The sequence below is a fragment of the Pseudomonas sp. BF-R-24 genome (assembly GCF_019947335.1).
Classification (GTDB): Bacteria; Pseudomonadota; Gammaproteobacteria; order Pseudomonadales; family Pseudomonadaceae; genus Aquipseudomonas; species Aquipseudomonas jessenii.
In genome coordinates this window covers 17,468-38,319 of the sequence record NZ_JAGYGG010000019.1, presented here as the reverse complement: position 1 = coordinate 38,319, position 20,852 = coordinate 17,468, and the positions used below count along the sequence as shown (strand labels likewise).

Here is a 20,852-nt window from a genome sequence, read left to right as displayed (position 1 = left end):
TGCTTGATGTTCAAGGTACCAGGTAGCCCCTGACCCCGGTGAAGATGATCTGTGCCGCCAGTGCACACACGAACAACCCCATCAATCGGCTGACGATCTGTAACCCCTGGTCGCCGAGAATCCGTTCGATGCGGCTGGACAAAAACAGCACCACGCCCACGGTAAAACTGGCCAGGGCAATGCCGACAATGGCCGTGAGCTTGTCGTCCCAGTGCGGCTGGCTCACGCCCATCACCAGCAAGGCACCGATGGTGCCGGGGCCGACTGTCAGCGGGATGGTCAGTGGAACGATGGTGACATCCTGCTGCACATTGTCGGTCTGTACCGCCGATTTGCCTTGTGCCATGCCCAGCGCCGAGATGAACAGCACACTACCGGCACCGATACGAAAGGCGTCCACGGTAATGCCGAACACACTGAAAATCACTCGGCCGAACAAGTACAGCAGAACGCTGGAGACCAGGGTGGCGACCGCTACTTTCCAGGCCAGCCGACGCTGTTCCTTGCGCGAATAACCACGGGTCAGGCTGATGAAGCAGGACAACACGAAGAATGGGCTGTAGAGCACCAGCATCTTCAGATAAACGCTGAACAACACATGGAGCATGGTGCCGGGCTCACTGGCGAGGGAAGTCGAGGGGGAGTCTATCAGGGGTTGCGAAGTCTGTCGGCTCAGGACGTTGGGGTCGTCGTGCGTTTCTGCTGATCACGCTGGGCGACCCAGTGTTCGATCAGTTCGCGCAACTGCGACAGTTCCACCGGCTTGGCCATGTGTCCGTCCATGCCAGCCTGGCGCGCACGCTCTTTGTGTTCGGCAAGGATATGGGCGGTCAACGCCACCACAGGGGTGCGAACCCGCTGGTTGCCGACTTCCCAGGCACGCAATTGCTGGGTGGCCGAGAAGCCGTCGAGGATCGGCATTTCGCAGTCCATCAGCACCAGGTCGTAACGCTGGGCTTTCATCGCCTGCAGGGCTTCTTCGCCGTTGCAGGCGGTATCCGGTTGCAGGTTGAGCTTGCTCAGCATGCCGCGGATCACCTTGGTCGAGATGCTGTTGTCTTCAGCCACCAGAATGCGGAAGTCGCAGGGGACCTTGACCGGCAACGTCGGGCCGATTGGCACGGGCTGGGTCGCGACGAGCCCTTTGTTGCGCTGGGTCAGTTCGTCGGCCAGAGTGGTCTTGAGGGTGTAGCCGGCAACCGGCTTGGCCAGGATGCGCTTGATCCCGGAGTTGCGCGCGATGATCTTGCTCGGTGCGTTGCTGATGCCGGTGAGCATGATCAGCAGGATGTCATGGTTCAGGCTCGGGTCTTCCTTGATCTTGGCCGCCAGTTGCATGCCGGTCATGCCGGGCATGTTCTGGTCCAGCAAGACTATATCGAAGTAATCGCGCAAATGAGCCTTGGTGCGCAGCAGAGCCAGCGCCTCCTTGCCGGAAGATGCGGCGCTGACGTTCAGGCCCCAGGCGCTGCATTGCTGCACCAGCACCTTGCGACAGGTGTCATTGTCATCCACCACCAATACCCGCGCACCTTGCAGCGGGCCGTCGAGGTCGGAGGTCGGGTGTTCGAGGCGATCCGGGTCCAGCGGCAGGGTCAGCCACAGGGTGCTGCCCTGGTTGTTGCCGCTCTTGATCCCGAATTCCCCCTGCATCAAGCGGATCAGCTGGCGGGCTATCACCAGCCCCAGGTTGCCGCCCAACTGGGTGGCCGAAAGAAAATGCCGGCTGTGCAGTTCGGCGTGCATCAGGACGTCGCGCTCTTCAGCGTCCATAGGCTCGCCGCTGTCCTGCACGGCGATACGCAGGCGTGGTTTGGTGTTGCGCTCGTCGAGCGCCACGACGATCAGGATTTCGCCTTCATCGGTTTTTTTCAGGGCGTTTTCAAGCAGGCTCAACAGCGTCTGGCGCAAGCGTGTCGGGTCACCACTGATCACCCGCGGCACTTGCGGCTGGATGAAACTGATCAACTCGACGTTTTGCTGCTCGGCCTTGGCGCGGAAGATGCTCAGGCAGTCTTCGATCAGCGCGTTGAGGTCGAACTGCACGTCGTCCAGTTCAATCTGTCCGGACTCGAGTTTGGAAATGTCGAGAATTTCGTTGATCAGTGTCAGCAGTTCGTTGCCGGCGCTGTGGATCGTCTGTACATAGTCGCGTTGCTTGACCGATAGCGGTGTGCCCAGCAGCAGTTCGGTCATGCCGAGGACGCCGTTCATCGGGGTGCGGATTTCATGGCTGATTTTCGCCAGGAACTCGGCCTTGGCGTTGATCTCGGCGTTGCTGGCCGCCAGGTCACGACTGATGCTGAAGCGGTCTTCGGTGATGCGTCGCTGGCGCTCGCTCAGTGCAATGCTCATCAACAGGCCGCTGATGCAGATGAACGCCAGCAATGTGGTGATCAGGCCATGGGGTTCGATCAGGGTCAGCCCCAACAGAGCAGGCAGGATGACCAGTGTCCCGAGGTTGAACACCACCATGGCCGCCACGAAGAGGCGGGCCGGGCGATAGCCTTTTTGCCAGTGATAGGCGCTGATGAACAGCATGGTCAGGCCAGCCAGGGCGACCAGGCCGTAGGTGATGAAGTTCAGCGGCAAGGTATTGACGAACAGCAGCATCAGGCCGCAGGCGGTGATCAGCAGGACTTCGCCAAGCAGCAACCGGTTCAGCGGATGCGGCCCGAGCGGGGTGAAGAAACGATAGGCAAGCATCAGGCCGCAGGGTGCGGTCATTAATAATGCCAGGTAAGCCCCCGGCGTTTGCAGTGCATGCCAGTCCGGCAGCCAGGGGCCGGCGAGATTCAGCAACAACAGCAGACTGAGCATCAACAGCCCTTCGCACGTCGCCAACCAGAGGGCGCTGTGCGAGCGGGTGTAGGCGTAGCGGATGAGGTTGTGCAGGATCAGCATGGCGATGCAACCGAACAGCAGGCCATAAATCAGCGTCTGGTTCTGGTTGGCGGCCGAGATGATCGCTGACTGCAGGGTGATGTAGGGTCGTAACTGGTGGTCGGAGGCCAGTCGCAGGTATACGTCGAGGGGGGTGTCGCTTTGCGGCAGGGCCAGCATGAAGTCGCTGCTGGGCAATGGTCGCTCGGATTGGGGGTGTTCGTTGCCCGTGCTGGATTGATCGATCAGCTTGTCGCCGTCCAGTACGTACATGTTGAACTGGCGCAGGTCAGGTGCGAACACGCGCAGCAACTGTTCATGTTTGCCCGGTGCAAGCCTGAATCGCAACCATAACGCGCCATCGGGTTCGGCGGCGGTAATGCGGTCGAGTTCGATAGGGCTGAATTGATTGGTGTAACGTGCGGAACGGATGTCGCTCAGTTGCAGGTCGCCCTGTTCGTCGAGCAATACCGCCCAGCCACTGCCTTGCGCGGCCTGGGCCGGTAGCATGCAGAGCAAGGTCAGCAAAGTGACGGTCAAGCTTATGGCAATCCTGAGCCAGCGCACGGCGAAATCCCTTCGTTAGGTTGATGCCAGAATATAACGATGCGCGGCGCCGGAATAGCCAGGCAATAAACGGTGTTCATTGCCTGGCGCGGTGTTTACCTTATTCCTGATTTTCGCCACGCTCGCGGGCAATGGCGCGGTAGCCAATGTCCTTGCGATAGAAGCAGCCTTCCCAGTCAATCGAAGCCGCGAGCTTGTAGGCCTGCTGCTGTGCAGCGTCAACGCTGGCACCCATGGCCGTTGCGCAAAGCACCCGACCGCCGGCCGTTACGACTTGACCGTCCTTGAGCGCAGTACCGGCGTGGAAGACTTTGCCTTCCAGTGCGGCGGCTGCATCCAGCCCCTTGATGGCCACGCCTTTGGCGTAGTCACCAGGATAGCCGCCAGCGGCAAGCACGATGCCGACGCTCGGGCGTGGATCCCATTGCGCTTCTACTTTGTCCAGCGCCTGGGCCAGAGCAGCCTCGACCAGCAGCACCAGGCTCGACTGCAGGCGCAGCATCACCGGTTGGGTCTCAGGGTCGCCGAAGCGGCAGTTGAATTCGATGACTTTTGGGTTACCAGCCTTGTCGATCATCAGACCGGCGTACAGGAAACCAGTGTAGACGTTGCCTTCCTCGGCCATACCGCGCACGGTCGGCCAGATCACCAGATCCATGACACGCTTGTGCACTTCGGCGGTGACCACTGGCGCCGGGGAGTAAGCACCCATGCCGCCGGTGTTTGGACCGGTGTCGCCGTCGCCGACGCGTTTGTGGTCCTGGCTGGTGGCCATCGGCAGGACGTTCTTGCCGTCGACCATGACGATGAAACTGGCTTCTTCGCCGTCCAGGAACTCTTCGATGACCACGCGCGAACCCGCATCGCCAAAGGCATTGCCCGCCAGCATGTCGCGCACGGCGTCTTCGGCTTCGGCCAGGGTCATGGCGACGATCACGCCTTTACCGGCGGCCAGGCCATCGGCCTTGATCACGATCGGAGCGCCTTTTTCACGCAGGTAAGCCAGGGCCGGCTCGATCTCGGTGAAGTTCTGGTAATCGGCGGTCGGGATCTTGTGGCGAGCCAGGAAGTCCTTGGTGAAGGCTTTCGAGCCTTCCAGCTGCGCAGCGCCAGCGGTCGGACCGAAGCAATCCAGGCCACGGCTGCGGAACAGATCCACAACACCGGCAACCAGCGGCACTTCAGGGCCAACGATGGTCAGGGAAACGTTTTTCTCGGCAAAGTCTGCCAGTTGCTCAAGCGCCAGTACGTCGATGGCGACGTTCTCGCACTTGGCTTCGATGGCGGTACCGGCGTTGCCCGGCGCCACGAACACCTTCTGCACGCGCGGATCCTGAGCCACTTTCCAGGCCAGGGCGTGTTCACGGCCACCGCTGCCAATGATCAAAACATTCATTTCAAAAACCTCGGATGACGCAAATCTGGGAACTGTAGGAGCGAGCTTGCTCGCGATGGTGGTTAACGATAGCGCGGGGTGTCTGAAACACTGTGGCGTCTAGTCGTTTTTCGCGAGCAAGCTCGCTCCTACAGGGGAATGCTGTGCTGTCAGTGACGGAAGTGGCGCATGCCGGTGAACACCATGGCGATGCCGGCTTCATCAGCTGCAGCAATCACTTCATTGTCACGCATCGAGCCGCCTGGCTGGATCACGGCAGTCACGCCCGCCTTTGCCGCATTGTCCAGACCGTCGCGGAACGGGAAGAAGGCGTCGGAAGCCATCACCGAACCGGCTACCTGCAAACCGGCATGTTCGGCCTTGATAGCAGCAATACGCGCGGAGTTCACGCGGCTCATCTGGCCGGCGCCGACACCGATGGTCTGGCGATTCTTGGCGTAGACGATGGCGTTGGACTTCACGTACTTGGCAACTTTCCAGGCGAAGATCAGGTCATGGATTTCCTGCTCGCTCGGTGCGCGCTTGGTCACCACTTTCAGGTCGTCGGCGCCAATCATGCCGATGTCGCGGCTCTGTACCAGCAGGCCACCGTTGACGCGCTTGTAGTCCCAGGCAGCAGCGCGGTCAGCCGACCACTCGCCGCAGGCCAGCAGGCGTACGTTGGCTTTGGCAGCGACGATGGCGCGGGCCTCTTCGCTGACCGACGGAGCGATGATCACTTCGACGAACTGACGTTCGACGATGGCCTTGGCGGTCTCGGCGTCCAGTTCACGGTTGAAGGCGATGATGCCGCCGAAGGCGGATTCGGTGTCGGTGGCGTAGGCCAGGTCGTAGGCCTTGCGGATGCCGCCTTCGGCATCAGGGCTGACAGCCACGCCGCACGGGTTGGCGTGCTTGACGATCACGCAAGCCGGCTTGACGAAGCTCTTCACGCATTCCAGCGCGGCGTCGGTGTCGGCCACGTTGTTGTACGACAGTTCCTTGCCTTGCAGCTGGGTCGCGGTGGCGATGCCGACTTCGGCAGGCTTGGCTTCAACATAGAACGCCGCGCTCTGGTGCGGGTTCTCGCCGTAGCGCATTTCCTGGGCCTTGATGAACTGGCTGTTGAAGGTGCGCGGGAACTCGCTGCGACCTTCGGTGCTCAGGGTGTCGGCAGACTGGTTCACGGTGCCCATGTAGTTGGCGATCATGCCGTCGTAGGCGGCGGTGTGCTCGAAGGCCTTGAGCATCAGGTCGAAACGCTGGGCGTAGGTCAGACCACCGGCCTTGAGGTTTTCCAGGACGCTGGCGTAATCGCTGGCATTGACCACGATGGCCACGTCCTTGTGGTTCTTGGCGGCGGAACGGACCATGGTCGGGCCGCCGATATCGATGTTCTCGATGGCGGTCGGCAGGTCGCAGCCTGGCTTGTTGATGGTGGCTTCGAACGGGTACAGGTTGACCGCTACCAGGTCGATCGGCTTGATGCCGTGCTCGTTCATGATGGCGTCGTCGATACCGCGACGACCAAGGATCCCGCCGTGGATTTTCGGGTGCAGGGTCTTCACCCGGCCGTCCATCATTTCCGCGAAGCCTGTGTAATCCGCGACTTCCACTGCGGCAACGCCGTTGTCCTGCAGCAGCTTGAACGTCCCGCCGGTGGAGAGGATCTCGACGCCCAGGGCTTCAAGCTCCTTGGCGAATTCGAGGATCCCGGTCTTGTCGGAAACGCTGATCAAGGCGCGGCGGATCGGCAGGCGGGTAGTCTGGTCGGTCATCTCAATTTCCATCAAAAGCAAAGGAAGTCAGCAAAAAAGGCGACCGGTTTTACGCGGGCGCCTTTCTGGTTTGATTGAATGCTTACAACAAATCGTACTGCTTGAGTTTCTTGCGCAGCGTGCCCCGGTTCAGCCCGAGCATCTCGCTGGCCTTGGTCTGGTTGCCCTTGACGTAGTTCATCACGCACTCGAGCAGGGGAGCCTCGACTTCGGAGAGCACCAGGTTGTACACATCCGTGACGGCAGCGCCCTCAAGGTGGGCGAAATAATTGTGCAGCGCCTTCTCGACACTCCCGCGAAGGGTCTGACCTTCTTCGCTTGGCGTATTGAGGTGCTGTTTCAAATTCACGTTGTCGCTCACGGGTGTTGTTCCACTCACTAAAGTCTCGGTCATCATCGTCATGCGGCCACCCACTCTCCGTCCCCTGTCAGGCTCTTGTAACGCTCGGCGAAAAACGCCCGAACGTTGGCGCATTGTGCATCCGTACCATCCAAACGATTGAAGTGGGCGCGAAACTCCCTGGCGCCCGGCAGGGTTGCGAGATACCAGCCCACATGCTTTCGAGCAATGCGTACGCCCATCACATCACCATAGAAGGCGTGCAGGGCAGCCAGATGCTCTAGCAGAATGCGTTCCACCTCGATCAGTTCCAGCGCCGGGAGTTTCTCGCCGGTACGCAGGAAATGGTCGATCTCGCGAAAAATCCATGGCCGCCCCTGGGCAGCCCGGCCAATCAACAGGCCATCGGCACCGGTCGCGTCGAGCACGTACCGGGCTTTTTCTGGCGAATCGATATCGCCATTGGCGAAGACCGGAATCGACACCGCCTGCTTGATTGCGGCAATGGTGTCGTACTCGGCTTCACCGGTGTACAGGTCGGCACGGGTGCGGCCATGCACCGCCAGCGCCGTAATGCCTGCCTGTTCGGCGATCTTCGCCACCGTCAGGCCGTTCTTGTTGTCCCGGTCCCAACCGGTCCGGATCTTCAGGGTAACCGGCACATCGACCGCAGCCACGACGGCCTGCAGGATCTCGGTTACCAGGGGTTCATCCTTCAACAGTGCGGAACCGGCAGCCTTGTTGCAGACTTTTTTTGCCGGACAGCCCATGTTGATATCAATGATCTGCGCACCCATTTCAACGTTGGCACGGGCGGCGTCCGCCAGCATCTGCGCGTCCCCACCGGCGATCTGTACCGAGCGTGGCTCGGGATCACCTTCGTGGATCATGCGCATGCGCGACTTGCGGGTGTTCCACAAACTCATGTCGCTGGTGACCATTTCCGAGACGACCAGTCCCGCGCCCAAGCGCTTGCACAGCTGACGAAAGGGCTGGTCGGTGACACCCGCCATGGGGGCGAGAATCAAGCTGTTTTGTAATGTGTATGGGCCGATGCGTACCGCCGACATAGGACTTCCCTGTTGTGGGGCCGGATCATGAGAGTTCGAAAAAGGGTTGGCATGATACCCGCTCTCGATGACTGGATAAAGGCTGAATTGAACAAATTCTGAACAGTTATTCTGTTATTACCCGTGGTTTGGTTTGCCTGGAGCAGTCAGAAAGCCGGCGTTAATCCGGGAGTAATGAAGCGTTTCACTCCGGAGAGTGGAAGCTCAGACTGTAGTTCACGGCCTTGGCACCTGGGTCGAGAATGTCCAGGGCGATGTGGATCGGCGTTTGCGGAGGCATCTCCGCCATGCCTTCGAGATCGCCATTGAGGTACTCGCCAGGCTTGAAGCGACGACTGGCGATCAGATGGCCATTGAGGTCGGCGAAGCGCAGTTCCAGCAGCGGGAAGGGCTGGGAGAAGGGCGCGCGGTTATAGATGATCGCATCGACCACCAGGGCGCCATTGAACTCGGGGTGGCTGCGCACCACCAGGTTGCTGCTTTTGATTTTCGCGATGTCGACTTTGGAGGGCACGGTGCAGCCGATCTGCGGGCACAGTTGCTGGAACCACGGGCGATATTGATCCTGTCGCGCCAGTTCGTCGAAATGGTAGGCGATGTACTGGCCAGCGAGGGCGCCAGCGGCAATCAGCACCAGCAGCAACCACAACAGCCGTCGGCCCCAAGGTGAGCGGCGTTTTTGCCAGTCCAGTTGCAGCGGGTCGTCGGTCAGGTCTTGCAGCGCTTCGGCGCGCACGCCCGGTTCGCTGCGTTCGCGTCGCTTGCGCAGCGGTTCTATCGAGGGCAGGTTGTCGTCGATTTCGCTCTCGTCGGCGGCCGACAGACGTTCGTGGTTCAGCGGTGCATCAAGAGGGTCGTGCAATCGCAAATGGGGTGGTTGCGGTTCGTCGTCGAGATCAACCGGTTCCAGGGACAGCGAAGGTTCGGTGCGTGAGGTTTTGCTCGTTTCGACCGTCGGCTCTGGTGTTTCAAGGCTGTCGAGCGGTTCGTCGACTGGCGCACGATCGGCCGCCGACTCACTGAACAGGCTGTCGGACCACGGCTCCTCGTCGTCCTGCCCGGCGTTGTCGCGACGGGCGCTCAGCGAGTCGTCGCGATGGCGGCCGAGTTCGGTGGTCGGCTGGATTTCCCGCTGTTCGAGCCGGGCGAGTTCTTCGTCGAGGTCGAGGCTGTCCAGGTCCAGTTCGGTCGCGCTCCATTGCTTTTGGCTGATGGCGCGCGGTGGCGATGGCTCAAGGGGCTCCTCAGGCTGCACTGGCGGGAGCGGCGTCGCGACCGGTGCTTCCTTGTCGGCCTGCTCAAGCAACTGCCTGGCGGCATTGAACACCTGCAAGCAGGAGCCGCAACGAACCACCCCGCGAGCCACGCTCAACTGGGCATGGCTGACGCGGAAGCTGGTTTGGCAATGCGGGCACTGAGTGACGAAGCTGTCGGTCATGCGGCGATCCGGATTATGCAGGCGATCATTCTAGCGCCGACGACCAGTGATGCGCACCCAGCCATCGCGATTGGCGATCGGGTCCAGATCGAAGTCCTTGGCGTAGGCGGCAGCGACTTCGTCACCCTGTTCGGCGAGGATGCCCGACAGCGCCAGGCGCCCGCCCGACTTGACCAGGCCCGACAGCTGCGGCGCCAGGGAAACCAGCGGGCCGGCGAGAATGTTGGCCACCAGCACATCGGCCTGAACCTGTGGCAAATCTTCCGGCAGATACAGTGGGAACAATTCATCAGCGATGTTATTGCGCCCGGCGTTGTCGCGGGACGCTTCCAGCGCCTGCACGTCGATGTCGGTACCCACGGCCTCCTTGGCGCCCAGCAGCAGGGCGGCAATCGCCAGAATCCCCGAGCCGCAGCCGAAGTCCAGCACGTTGCAGCCTTTCAGGTCCTGGCCGTCGAGCCATTCCAGGCACAGTGCGGTGGTAGGGTGGGTGCCGGTGCCGAACGCCAGGCCCGGGTCCAGCAGCAAATTCACTGCATCAGGCTCCGGCGCGGCGTGCCAGCTCGGCACGATCCACAGGCGCTGGCCGAAACGCATTGGCTGGAATCCGTCCATCCAGCTGCGTTCCCAGTCCTGGTCTTCGATCACTTCGCTGTGGTGCTCGGGAAGCGGGCTGCCGGTCAGCAGCTCCAGATGGGCCAATACCGGGCCTGGCTCGGTGCCGCCTTCGAACAGGGCCAGCAGGTGCGTGTGGGACCACAGCGGCGTGGTGTTGAGTTCCGGCTCGAAGATCGGCTGATCTTCGGCGTCCATGAAGGTCACCGACACGGCGCCCACTTCAAGGAAAGCGTCTTCATAGGTTTCGGCTTGTTCTGGGCTGATGGCGAGACGGACTTGCAGCCAAGGCATGGCGGGCACCTTTGAAAAATATTGATTGCAGCCTAGCGGGCTGCGAGAAGCGCGCAAGTTTACGCGAGCGCGGAGGTTTTGTGGGAGTGGCTTGCCCTGTACATCGACACATACCCCTGTGGGAGCGAGCTTGCTCGCGATGGCGGTCTATCAGTCGACATCGATAGTGGATTTGCCGACGCTATCGCGAGCAAGCTCGCTCCCACAGGGGGGGGCAGTCGGATGAAATGTCCAGATACAACAAAGCCGCCCGAAGGCGGCTTTGTTGATCGGGTCGAAGCTTAGTGCTTCTCGCCAGCCAGCTTGTGCTCGAGGTAGTGAATGTTCACGCCCCCTTTGCAGAAGCCTTCATCGCGGGTCAGGTCGCGGTGCAGTGGGATGTTGGTCTTGATCCCGTCGACCACGATTTCGTCCAGCGCATTGCGCATGCGCGCCATGGCTTCGTCACGGGTTGCCCCGTAAGTGATCAGCTTGCCGATCAACGAATCGTAGTTCGGCGGAACCGCATAGCCACTGTACAGGTGCGAGTCGACGCGAACGCCGTTGCCGCCTGGAGCGTGGAAATGCTTGACCGTGCCCGGGCTTGGCATGAAGGTTTTCGGGTCTTCGGCGTTGATCCGGCATTCCAGCGCGTGACCGCGGATGACCACGTCATCCTGGGTGAACGACAGCTTGTTGCCGGCGGCGATGCTGAGCATCTCCTTGACGATGTCGATGCCGGTGACCATTTCCGAAACCGGGTGCTCTACCTGGACACGAGTGTTCATCTCGATGAAGTAGAAGCGGCCGTTTTCGTACAGGAACTCGAAAGTGCCTGCGCCACGGTAGCCGATATCGATGCAAGCCCTGACGCAGCGTGCGAGTACTTCCTCACGTGCGTTTTCATCGATACCCGGTGCCGGCGCTTCTTCCAGAACCTTCTGGTGACGACGTTGCAGCGAGCAGTCGCGGTCGCCCAGATGGATAGCCTGGCCCTGGCCATCGGAAAGGACCTGGACTTCCACGTGACGTGGGTTGGTCAGGAACTTTTCCAGATAGACCATCGGGTTGCCAAACGCCGCGCCTGCTTCGGAGCGGGTCAGTTTCGCCGAGGAAATCAGGTCTTCTTCCTTGTGCACGACGCGCATGCCGCGACCACCGCCGCCGCCAGCGGCCTTGATGATCACCGGGTAACCGACTTCGCGACCAATGCGCAGAGCGGTTTCTTCGTCTTCCGGCAGCGGGCCGTCAGAACCCGGAACAGTCGGTACGCCGGCAGCGATCATGGCGTGCTTGGCCGATACCTTGTCGCCCATCAGGCGAATGGTTTCGGCTTTCGGGCCAATGAACGCAAAGCCGGATTTCTCGACCTGCTCGGCGAAGTCGGCGTTTTCCGCAAGGAAACCGTAGCCCGGGTGAATGGCGGTGGCGCCAGTCACTTCGGCTGCGGCAATGATTGCCGGAATGTGCAGGTAGGAGTGGGCGGCCGATGCCGGACCGATGCAGACGGATTCGTCTGCCAGGCCCAGGTGCATCAGTTCCTTGTCAGCCTTGGAGTAAACGGCGACGGTCTTGATGCCCATCTCTTTGCAGGCGCGCAGGATCCGCAGGGCGATCTCACCGCGGTTGGCGATCAGAACTTTTTCCAACTTCGCAGTCATCAAAGGCTCTCCGCGGTTCAAACGATGGTGAACAGCGGTTGGTCGTACTCAACCGGCTGGCCGTCTTCGACGAGGATGGATTCGATCACACCGCTGGTTTCAGCTTCGATGTGGTTCATCATCTTCATGGCTTCAACGATGCACAGGGTGTCGCCTTTCTTCACGGTCTGGCCGACTTCCACGAAGGACGGCGAGGTTGGCGAAGACTTGCGATAGAACGTACCGACCATCGGCGAACGGGCAACGGTGCCGTTCAGTGCTGGCGCGGCGGCGGCAGCAGGTGCGGCAGCGGCAACCGGAGCGGCGGCAGCGACAGGCGCGGCAGCCGGGGCATGCATTGGAGCTGGCGCGTAGTACTGCTGAGCCGGGGTCTTGCTATGACGGCTGATGCGTACGGACTCTTCGCCTTCCTTGATCTCGAGCTCGTCGATGCCGGACTCTTCCAGCAATTCGATCAGTTTCTTAACTTTACGGATATCCATGAATCATCAACTCCCAAGGGTCGGTCAGGGGCGGTTAACTTGTTGTTCAAGCTGTTCCAGGGCGGCCTCCAGGGCCAGTCGATAACCGCTGGCGCCAAGGCCGCAGATCACTCCCACCGCTACGTCGGAGAAGTAAGAGTGATGGCGGAAAGGTTCGCGTTTGTGCACGTTAGACAAATGCACTTCGATGAATGGGATGCTCACCGCCAGCAGCGCGTCACGTAATGCGACACTTGTATGTGTAAAAGCTGCTGGGTTGATCAGAATGAAGTCCACGCCTTCACTGCGTGCAGCGTGGATGCGGTCGATCAATTCGTACTCGGCGTTGCTTTGCAGGTGCAGCAAATGGTGACCGGCTTCGCGGGCACGGCGTTCCAGGTCCTGGTTGATCTGCGCCAGCGTCGTGGCGCCGTAGGTGCCCGGTTCGCGAGTGCCGAGCAGGTTCAGGTTGGGTCCGTGCAGAACGAGTAACGTCGCCATCGGCGGTTCCTATGTTATCTGTGAGCAATTGTCAGAACCCGGCGACTATGCCGCAAAGCCTTTGTGACTGTCCAGTTCTCTGCAATAGCCAGCACGATGACCGATGTTTGCGCGAAATATATGACTGCTTGATTAAAATTGGTCATTCGCCCTGGTTACACGTTCGGCGAAGTCCCTGGCGTTGATCTCGCCGATCACCCGCACATCGGCGCGTTCGACGCCGTCCTTGCCAAAAAACATCAGGGCCGGGGGGCCGAACAACTGGTAGCGATCGAGCAGGGCGCGTTGCTCGGCGTTGCTGGCGGTGATGTCGAAGCGGATCAGCCGGTAACCCTTGAGGCGTTCGATGACGACAGGGTCATCCAGTACCTCGCGTTCGATGACCTTGCAGCTGATGCACCAGTCGGCGTACCAGTCGAGCAGCAGCGGTGTGCCGGATGATCGTGCATCGGCGAGTGCGCGATCCAGTTCGGCCGGTGTGATGATGGTTTGCCAGGTACTGGTGTTTTGCACTTGTCCGTTGTTGTCAACGATACGGGGCTGGCCAATCGGGTTGAACGGGTCGGTCTGGCCGCTGAAGGCGCCATACCAGCAGGCCAGTGCGTAAAACAGCAGGAACATGCCGAACAATTGCCCCAGGCGTTTGCGCGGTGGTTTATAGACGAACTCCAGCGCCCCCATGAACAGGCCGACACCGCCGGCCAGCAAACCGATCAGCAGCAAGGTGACCTGCCCCGGCAGGACACGGCTGAGCAGGCCGACGGACAACCCGAGCAACAACACACCAATGGCGTTTTTCACGTAGACCAGCCACGGACCGCTCTTCGGCAGCCAGGCTGCGCCACCGGTGGCCACCAGCAACAGCGGCGCGCCCATGCCGAGGCCGAGCATGAACAGTTTCAAGCCGCCGCCCAGCGCATCGCCACTGGCGCTGATGTACAGCAGCGCCCCGGCCAATGGTGCCGAAACGCAGGGTGAAACCAGCAAGCTGGAGACCACGCCCAACACCGCGGCGCCCCACAGTGATCCGCCTTCGGTGCGGCCGGCGATGCGGTCCAGGCGACTGCTGATGGCATGCGGCAGCTTGAGTTCGAAGACGCCGAACATCGCCAAGGCAAACACGGCAAAAAACATCGCGAACGGCACCAGCACCCAGGCCGATTGCAGTCGCGCCTGTAGGTTGAGCTGGGCACCGAACAGGCCCATCAGGGCGCCGAGCAGGGCAAAACAGGCGGCCATCGGCAGCACATAGGCCAGCGAAAGATTGAAACCGCGCCAGCCACCGACCTGACCGCGCAGCACCACGCCGGACAGGATCGGCAGCATGGGCAGCACGCATGGCGTGAACGTCAGGCCCAGGCCGGCGAGGAAAAACAACGCCAGTTCGCGCCAGCTCCATTGATAAGCCGTCGCCGGAGCGCCGCTGCCGTCGATGCTCAGGCGCTCGGTTTCCGGCGGATAGCACAGGCCTTTGTCGGCGCATCCCTGATAGGTCACGACCAGGGTGAAGGCACGTTGGTCGGTGCGCGGCAACTCAACGTCGAGAATGCCGTGGTACACCTCGACATCGCCGAAGTATTCATCGTGCTTTTTCTGACCGTCGGGCAGTTTCGCCGCGCCGAGGAGGACATCGGCCGGGTCGGCGCGAAATTGAAAACGGTGGCGGTAGAGGTAGTAACCTTCGGTGGCGACGAAACGCAACTTGATCGACTGCGGTGTGCTGCCTACCAGGCTCAGCTGGAAAGCTTCGCGCACCGGCAGGAAGTCGGCGCTGTTGTTGATCGAGCCCAGGCTTGAGCTGGGTCGGTTCTCCAGCAAGCCAGTGGCGCTGGCCGGCAGGACGAACACTAAAAACAACAGGCAGAGCAAGCGGCGCATGACGATCTCGCGTATCGGAATTGGGGGGATGATAGCGGACAGTTGCGGGGTGTGCAGCGCGGGAGTTTTGTGGTGAATGTTCTGACGCCTTCGCGAGCAAGCCCGCTCCCACATTGGTTCTGTTGTGTGCACATCATTTGTGAACACCAGAGATCAAATGTGGGAGCGGGCTTGCTCGCGAAAGCAATCTATCAGACGCGGAAAGCCTGGACGGCTGTATGCAGTCGTCCACCGAGCACCAAAAGGTTTTCCCCTTGCTCACGGCCTTCGCCGATACGCAGCAGGTTATCCCCGCCCAGCTGGTGAATCCGCTCACTGTGGTCACGGATTTCGCTGACAGCACCGCTTTGCTGAGCGGTGACATCGGCGATGCGTACCGCCGTGTCGGAAATGGTCTGGATCGCCCCGACGATTTTATCCAGCGCGCCATCAGCGGCCTGTGCCTGGCTGGCCGTGGCTTCGGCGTGTTCGACCTGGGCGCGCATGCCCTCCACCGATTGTCGCGCGGCGGTTTGCAGCCCTGCGATCAGCGTCTGGATTTCTGCGGTGGCCCCGGCGGTACGTTGCGCCAGTGAGCGCACCTCTTCGGCCACCACCGCAAAGCCTCGGCCCATTTCCCCGGCCCGGGCCGCCTCGATGGCGGCGTTCAAGGCCAGCAGGTTGGTCTGGTCGGCAATCGAGCGGATCACCGTCAACACGCCGCCGATGGTGGCCGACTCTTCGGCCAGGTGTTCGATCATTTGCGCATTGCCTTGCACTTCATCCACCAGCGCATGCAGGCCGGTGAGGCTCAGGCCGATGACTTTCTGTCCATGCTCCACGGCCAGGCCGGCGTGGCGGCTGGCTTCGGCGGCCTGGCTGGCGTCGCCGGCGACTTGCTGAATGGTCGCTTCCAGTTCGCTGAGGGAGTCGCGAATCAGTGCCGTGTCGCCAGCCTGATGCTCGGCACCGTCATGCAGGTCGTTGCTCAGGTCGGCCAGGGTGCGGCTGCTGCCGGCCACTTGTTCGGCGTTGCGGCGAATGGTCCCCACCAGGTCCACCAGATAGGCGCGCAAGCGGTTGAGGGAGGCTTCAATGTCACGCAATTCGCGGTTGGTGTTGCCCAGTTGAATGTCGCGGCTGAAGTCGCCTTCGGCCCAGGTCGAGAGGGCCGGGGCGAGGTTGGTCAGGGTCCGGGCGAGTTTGCGTTGCAGGGTGTCGATCAGCAATGCGATCAACAGAATCAAGCCGATCATCACGCCTTGCATCAGCCGCACTTCACCCTGGATCTGCCCGTGCTGGGCGCGCACCACCGGTTCCATCCCGGCAATGGCCTGTTGCACGTCGGCGATTTTCAGGTGGGTCGCCGCGCTGAGGTCGGCGCGCTTGCGGATTTGATCGCGAGTGCGCGAGAGCTCGGCCGGATAGCGGATGAGCAGGCTGTTGAGCTCGCGCTTGAGGCCGACGCCGGCATCTTCGGCGACGGTTTTTTCCTTGTTCTCCAGGCCCATCATCGAGGCGAAATCATCAGTGTTCGACTCGCTGCTGGTGGTCACGCCCAGCAATGGCAGGGCGTCGAGTTTCTCTGCCTGGATGCGGATGTTGGCCACTTCGCGTTCGACATCGGCGGCCAGTTCGCTGCGGCCGCTGCTGACCAGTTTGTCCCGGGTCAGGGACAATTTTCCCAAGTGTTGCGATGCGGTGAGCAGCGGCGTGAGGTAGGCCGCATTGCCACTGGCGTACTGGCTGAGCTGATCGAGACTGGCGCCCAGTTCCCGCTCGGCCTGCAGCAGCAAGGCCTGCGGATCACCTGCCAGTTTGCCGGCGGCCAGCAGGTCGGTCTTGCTGAATTCTTCAAGGGTCGACAGGCTGGGGCGCAACGCCTCGGCCAAGGCCGGTGGCAATTCGCCGAGTTCTTTTTGCAGGCTGTCGATGCCTTGGGCGGCACTGCTCAGGCGCAGCGCATCGCCGCTGCCCAGGTAATCCTCAATGCTGCGGGCGACGTCATTCTGAAATTGCTGCGACAGGCCCAGGTAGCGCTCCATTAATAGATATGGACGCTCCAGGGCTTTCTGCGACCACCACAGCGTAGCGCCGAGGGCCACGCACACGGCCACCAGAAGGAGGGTATTGAGATTGGTCAGCAGCTTCAGGCGCATTACGGACTACCAACGGCAGAAATGGTAAGTGCCTGAAGTTATTGCGTTTCTGTTACAGGGTTATGACCGTATCGGTCGATTCCGATAAAAAAGTGGCACTTTGCTTTGATGTGCGCGCGCCCTGTACGCGATTGCGTCCGCCGTGTTTGGCGCGATACAGCGCTTCGTCCGCCTGGTTGGCCATCATCAGGCTGTCGGAGCTTTCGCAAAGCTCAACCACTCCGGCACTGAAGGTGCACCACAGATCCTCGGGTTGCGCGGGATAGTGAATCTCGGCAAAGCGCTGACGGATTTCATCGAGCACGTTGTAGGCCGCTTCGATATCGGTATCCGGCATGACGATGGCGAACTCTTCGCCACCGTAGCGGCCGATGAAGTCGGTTTTGCGCAGGCGTTGCTTGAGAAACAGCGCCAGGCTCTTGATCACCCGGTCACCCATGGGGTGGCCGTGGCTGTCATTGACCCGTTTGAAGTGGTCAATGTCGAGCATGGCAAAGCTCAGCGGCTTGCTTTCGCGGCGGGCGCGGAACGAACAGTCTTCGAGCAATTGCAGGATATGCGTGTGGTTGTACAACCCGGTGAGACTGTCGCGGACCATCCGTGCCTTGAGGTTGCGTGCCCGGGCCGCGCGGTTGCGCACGGTGGTGATCAGGTGCCGGGGCTTGATCGGTTTGGTCAGGAAGTCGTCGCCGCCCTCGCTCATGGCGTCGAGCTGCTTGTCCAGGTCGTCTTCGGCCGACAGGTAAATGATCGGCACGCTGACGTAACGGTCGTTATGGCGGATCACCTTGGCCAGTTCCGTACCGGTGCAGGCCGGCATGTACATGTCGAGGATGATCAGGTCCGGCTGGAAGTCCGCCAGTTCGGCCATGGCCTGGATCGGCTCGATGAGCGTGCGGGTGACGATCCCGGCGCTGTTGAGCAGGCGCTCGGTGTGCAAGGCCTGGGCGCGGGAGTCGTCGATGATCAGCACTTTATAAGGCTCGTACTGGGCAACGCAGGTCAGGACTTCGATCTTCTCCAGCAGGCTCGACGCTTCGAGGGTGCCGGTAAGGAATTCCTGGCCGCCGGCACGCACGGCGGCCAGGCGGGTCGGGGTGTCGGTTTCGTGCAGGCTGAAGAACAGCAGCGGCAGCTGATGATCGAGGCCTTCCTGGGCTTCGGCGGCCAGTTTCAGGCCGACACCGGTGCCACTAAAGTCCACGTCCATGACAATCGCCGCCGGCATGCGCTCGACCATCGATGAGCGAAACGCGTCTACGCTGTCCAGGGACTGGGCGCTGAGGCCGAAGAATTCCAGTTGTTTGGCCAGGCGCTCGGCGCGGTCGTGATCCTGCAACATCACGTAGATGGGCTTGCGCAGCGGCGGCAGAAAGGTTTGATCGAGTTGGTCGCCATGGCGCAGGCCGGTGCGTGACAGGCGCTGCATCAAGCGGTTGAGATCGGTGATCAGGCCACTGCTCAGGCGTCCGCGATTGGCGTCGACCGCTTCCAGTGACTGACCGATGTGGCGTGCCAGTTGCGAGTGTTCCGGTTGTTCGAAACGCTCGGCGAAACGCAGCAGGCGCAGATTGGCCTCGCTCAGTTCCGAAAGGTCGGCGGTGGACCACTCACTGCGTTGCAGGCGCTGCCATATCTCAAGAATCTGACGAGCCTGATGAATTACCCGCTGGGCAAAGTGGTGCTTGAGGCGCTCGCGGCTGGGGTCTTCTGGCTCGGTCATATCCTGACTACTAGTTAGGGTGCACACTGAGGTCGAGTGGTGGCTCTATGCTAGCACCACTTTTCCATTACATGAGTGCTGTACGTCAATAATCTGCAATGTGTCTTTATTCAGTTTGTGACTGGCCGGTCTTGTTCTAGCCTTTCAAGTCGCGGTTTTAAGGGGCGAAGTACCTGAATCAGGGCACTTGGCAGGCGTGGTGTGGAAATGGACGAGTGACGGAACGCCGGCCATTCATGATTTTTTTGCCAGTGCTGATCGGCCCGTTTTTTTGGGCTTTAGAGGGTCGGGGATTCCCTTAGGGTGGCAATCCAAACCATTAGGGGGGATTTTGAGGGTCGCAGCGTCGCCGGGTGCACAGACGTTCTTTTGATCCGCCGGCCCGGTAATTTTCCGCATCGGTGCGATGGCGGGTGCCGGGCCAAGGCACGTTGTTGTATGGTTGTGGTCGAACCGTTGAACTCAAGAGCTTGAAAGGATATCGCCATGCTGGACTGGAAGAACCGCACAGACAGTGCGCCTGAACGTGCCGCTGAACCGAAGTCGGAGACCCGCAGTTATCTGGGTGGTCTGTTGTTCAGCCGGGCGCTGGCCACTCTGCTGGGCATCTACCTGTTGGTGGCGAGTGTCCTGGGCTGGTACTGGAGCCAGGAGCCGGCGCTGTTCCCGGTCCAGCAAACCGCTCAACTGGCGGCCGAGAAAGAAGGCAAGCAGATGGTCGTCGGCTACACCACGGTGGAAACCCTCAAGACCGTTGCCGGCACCTTGCTGACCAAGCAGGGCGGCTATATTTCCAACGACCGATTCCCGCCAGGCCTGTGGATGGACAACATGCCGAGCTGGGAATATGGCGTGCTGGTGCAGGTCCGCGACCTGAGCCGGGCACTGCGTAAAGACTTCGCCCGTTCGCAGTCGCAGTCCGCCGAAGACGCCGACCTGGCCAAGGCCGAGCCGCGTTTCAACTTCGACAACAAGAGCTGGGTGCTGCCATCCAGTGAGTCCGAGTACCAGGAAGGCATCAATTCCCTGAGCCGCTATCAGGCGCGACTGTCCGATCCTAACCAGAAGAGCGCGCTGTTCTATGCCCGTGCCGACAACCTGAACAACTGGCTGGGTGATGTCGGCACCCGTCTGGGTTCGCTGTCGCAACGACTGTCGGCCAGTGTGGGCCGGGTCAAGCTCAACACTGCGCTGAAGACCGAGGTGGTGACGCCGGGTGTGGCGCCGCAAGTCGATGAGGAAATCGTCGAAACCCCATGGCTGCAGATCGACAACGTGTTCTACGAAGCTCGCGGCCAGGCCTGGGCTCTCTCGCATTTGCTGCGCGCCATTGAAGTCGACTTCGCCGATGTGCTGGCCAAGAAGAACGCCACGGTCAGCGTGCGCCAGATCATTCGTGAACTGGAAGCGTCGCAGGAGCCGGTGTGGAGTCCGATGATCCTCAACGGCAGTGGCTTCGGCGTACTGGCCAACCACTCGCTGGTCATGGCCAACTACATTTCCCGGGCCAACGCGGCGGTGATCGATTTGCGTCAACTGCTCAATCAGGGCTGAGTCATGGTCGATAATGCCAGGGAAGCCGCGCACCGTGCGGCTTCCGATGCCGAACAGATCGCCTGGGTTGACGAGCAGGACAACCTGCTCGGCGCCCTGGTCCGTTCCGATTTGCGCGAGCGCGGGCTGATCGGGCGCGGCACCTACATTATGTTGTTCAACTCCGCTGGCGAGCTGTGCGTGCATCGCCGCACCCTGAGCAAGGCAATCTATCCCGGTTTCTGGGACGTGGCGGCGGGGGGCATGGTGCTCGCCAGTGAAACTTATGCCGAGTCGGCGGCAAGGGAGCTGGAGGAAGAACTGGGCGTGAGTGGCGTGGAACTGACCGCCCATGACCACTTTTACTTTGAGGACACCGGCAATCGCCTGTGGTGTTCGGCGTTCTCGGCGGTGTGGGACGGCCCGTTGATCCTGCAACCGGAAGAGGTGCTCGAAGCGCGCTTTATCCCCATCGATCAGGTCATGCTGGAAATCGAGCAAAAGCCTTATTGCCCGGACTCTCTGGCCGCGTTGAAGCGCTATTTGCGCTCACGCCGGATCGACGTCGCAAAACAGCTATAAATTGGCGCCGATTGGCTCTTAGCAATCGGCGTTTTT

Annotated in this window: 16 protein-coding genes; 2 read left to right on the top strand and 14 right to left on the bottom strand. The window is 61.0% G+C overall.

Going from position 1 to position 20,852, the window contains the following annotated elements:
- Window positions 1-10 precede the first annotated feature (10 nt).
- The 14 genes from KGA98_RS16440 to gcbA form a co-directional block, all read right to left on the bottom strand.
- A complete protein-coding gene (locus tag KGA98_RS16440; RefSeq protein WP_150813560.1) occupies window positions 11-607 on the bottom strand; it encodes a MarC family protein in 597 nt (198 codons plus the stop codon).
- Window positions 608-672: 65 nt separating this feature from the next.
- Window positions 673-3,450, bottom strand: coding sequence for a hybrid sensor histidine kinase/response regulator (locus KGA98_RS16435; protein WP_223502811.1), 2,778 nt, complete (start codon window positions 3,448-3,450; stop codon window positions 673-675).
- A gap of 100 nt (window positions 3,451-3,550) precedes the next feature.
- A complete protein-coding gene (purD, locus tag KGA98_RS16430) occupies window positions 3,551-4,846 on the bottom strand; it encodes a phosphoribosylamine--glycine ligase (RefSeq protein WP_090452915.1) in 1,296 nt (431 codons plus the stop codon).
- Between the two features lie 149 nt (window positions 4,847-4,995).
- Window positions 4,996-6,603: a bifunctional phosphoribosylaminoimidazolecarboxamide formyltransferase/IMP cyclohydrolase gene (gene purH, locus KGA98_RS16425; RefSeq protein WP_223502810.1), complete on the bottom strand. Its 1,608-nt coding sequence runs from the start codon at window positions 6,601-6,603 to the stop codon at window positions 4,996-4,998.
- Between the two features lie 82 nt (window positions 6,604-6,685).
- Window positions 6,686-7,006, bottom strand: a complete 321-nt coding sequence (gene fis, locus KGA98_RS16420) for a DNA-binding transcriptional regulator Fis (protein WP_015093301.1) — start codon at window positions 7,004-7,006, stop codon at window positions 6,686-6,688.
- Window positions 7,003-8,013 carry a tRNA dihydrouridine synthase DusB gene (dusB, locus tag KGA98_RS16415; RefSeq protein WP_223502809.1) on the bottom strand — a complete coding sequence of 337 codons (1,011 nt, stop codon included), beginning with the start codon at window positions 8,011-8,013 and terminating at the stop codon, window positions 7,003-7,005. The genes fis and dusB overlap by 4 nt, the downstream gene beginning before the upstream one ends.
- A 184-nt stretch (window positions 8,014-8,197) precedes the next feature.
- Complete coding sequence (locus KGA98_RS16410; protein WP_223502808.1) at window positions 8,198-9,451, bottom strand: DUF3426 domain-containing protein; 1,254 nt, start codon at window positions 9,449-9,451, stop codon at window positions 8,198-8,200.
- A gap of 30 nt (window positions 9,452-9,481) precedes the next feature.
- On the bottom strand, window positions 9,482-10,360 hold the full coding sequence (prmA, locus tag KGA98_RS16405) for a 50S ribosomal protein L11 methyltransferase (protein WP_218495148.1): 879 nt from the start codon (window positions 10,358-10,360) through the stop codon (window positions 9,482-9,484).
- Between the two features lie 281 nt (window positions 10,361-10,641).
- On the bottom strand, window positions 10,642-12,000 hold the full coding sequence (gene accC / locus KGA98_RS16400; protein ID WP_154861083.1) for an acetyl-CoA carboxylase biotin carboxylase subunit: 1,359 nt from the start codon (window positions 11,998-12,000) through the stop codon (window positions 10,642-10,644).
- A gap of 17 nt (window positions 12,001-12,017) precedes the next feature.
- Entirely contained in the window at window positions 12,018-12,482 is a 465-nt protein-coding gene (gene accB, locus KGA98_RS16395) for an acetyl-CoA carboxylase biotin carboxyl carrier protein (protein ID WP_008053948.1), read from the bottom strand.
- A gap of 24 nt (window positions 12,483-12,506) precedes the next feature.
- Window positions 12,507-12,962: a type II 3-dehydroquinate dehydratase gene (gene aroQ, locus KGA98_RS16390; RefSeq protein WP_007971361.1), complete on the bottom strand. Its 456-nt coding sequence runs from the start codon at window positions 12,960-12,962 to the stop codon at window positions 12,507-12,509.
- A 132-nt stretch (window positions 12,963-13,094) separates the two neighbouring features.
- Window positions 13,095-14,840: a protein-disulfide reductase DsbD gene (locus KGA98_RS16385; protein WP_223502807.1), complete on the bottom strand. Its 1,746-nt coding sequence runs from the start codon at window positions 14,838-14,840 to the stop codon at window positions 13,095-13,097.
- A 191-nt stretch (window positions 14,841-15,031) separates the two neighbouring features.
- Window positions 15,032-16,075, bottom strand: a complete 1,044-nt coding sequence (locus tag KGA98_RS28695) for a methyl-accepting chemotaxis protein (protein WP_411736668.1) — start codon at window positions 16,073-16,075, stop codon at window positions 15,032-15,034.
- Between the two features lie 955 nt (window positions 16,076-17,030).
- Window positions 17,031-18,701: a diguanylate cyclase GcbA gene (gene gcbA, locus KGA98_RS16375; RefSeq protein ID WP_057712158.1), complete on the bottom strand. Its 1,671-nt coding sequence runs from the start codon at window positions 18,699-18,701 to the stop codon at window positions 17,031-17,033.
- Between the two features lie 486 nt (window positions 18,702-19,187).
- Here gcbA and KGA98_RS16370 point away from each other — a divergent pair, with 486 nt between their 5' ends.
- Together KGA98_RS16370 and KGA98_RS16365 are read left to right on the top strand one after the other, a co-directional pair.
- On the top strand, window positions 19,188-20,255 hold the full coding sequence (locus KGA98_RS16370; protein WP_057712157.1) for a DUF2333 family protein: 1,068 nt from the start codon (window positions 19,188-19,190) through the stop codon (window positions 20,253-20,255).
- A gap of 3 nt (window positions 20,256-20,258) precedes the next feature.
- Window positions 20,259-20,816 (top strand): NUDIX hydrolase, encoded by a 558-nt coding sequence (locus tag KGA98_RS16365; protein WP_057712156.1) that lies wholly within the window; start codon window positions 20,259-20,261, stop codon window positions 20,814-20,816.
- Window positions 20,817-20,852: the final 36 nt, after the last annotated feature.

Excerpts from the sequence above, each read along its gene's own strand:
- KGA98_RS16440 (WP_150813560.1), bottom strand. The coding sequence starts at position 607 with ATGCTCCATGTGTTGTTCAGCGTTTATCTGAAGATGCTGGTGCTCTAC.
- purD (WP_090452915.1), bottom strand. The coding sequence starts at position 4,846 with ATGAATGTTTTGATCATTGGCAGCGGTGGCCGTGAACACGCCCTGGCC.
- purH (WP_223502810.1), bottom strand. The coding sequence starts at position 6,603 with ATGACCGACCAGACTACCCGCCTGCCGATCCGCCGCGCCTTGATCAGC.
- fis (WP_015093301.1), bottom strand. The coding sequence starts at position 7,006 with ATGACGATGATGACCGAGACTTTAGTGAGTGGAACAACACCCGTGAGC.
- dusB (WP_223502809.1), bottom strand. The coding sequence starts at position 8,013 with ATGTCGGCGGTACGCATCGGCCCATACACATTACAAAACAGCTTGATT.
- KGA98_RS16410 (WP_223502808.1), bottom strand. The coding sequence starts at position 9,451 with ATGACCGACAGCTTCGTCACTCAGTGCCCGCATTGCCAAACCAGCTTC.
- prmA (WP_218495148.1), bottom strand. The coding sequence starts at position 10,360 with ATGCCTTGGCTGCAAGTCCGTCTCGCCATCAGCCCAGAACAAGCCGAA.
- accC (WP_154861083.1), bottom strand. The coding sequence starts at position 12,000 with ATGACTGCGAAGTTGGAAAAAGTTCTGATCGCCAACCGCGGTGAGATC.
- accB (WP_008053948.1), bottom strand. The coding sequence starts at position 12,482 with ATGGATATCCGTAAAGTTAAGAAACTGATCGAATTGCTGGAAGAGTCC.
- aroQ (WP_007971361.1), bottom strand. The coding sequence starts at position 12,962 with ATGGCGACGTTACTCGTTCTGCACGGACCCAACCTGAACCTGCTCGGC.
- KGA98_RS16385 (WP_223502807.1), bottom strand. The coding sequence starts at position 14,840 with ATGCGCCGCTTGCTCTGCCTGTTGTTTTTAGTGTTCGTCCTGCCGGCC.
- KGA98_RS28695 (WP_411736668.1), bottom strand. The coding sequence starts at position 16,075 with ATGATCGGCTTGATTCTGTTGATCGCATTGCTGATCGACACCCTGCAA.
- gcbA (WP_057712158.1), bottom strand. The coding sequence starts at position 18,701 with ATGACCGAGCCAGAAGACCCCAGCCGCGAGCGCCTCAAGCACCACTTT.
- KGA98_RS16370 (WP_057712157.1), top strand. The coding sequence starts at position 19,188 with ATGCTGGACTGGAAGAACCGCACAGACAGTGCGCCTGAACGTGCCGCT.
- KGA98_RS16365 (WP_057712156.1), top strand. The coding sequence starts at position 20,259 with ATGGTCGATAATGCCAGGGAAGCCGCGCACCGTGCGGCTTCCGATGCC.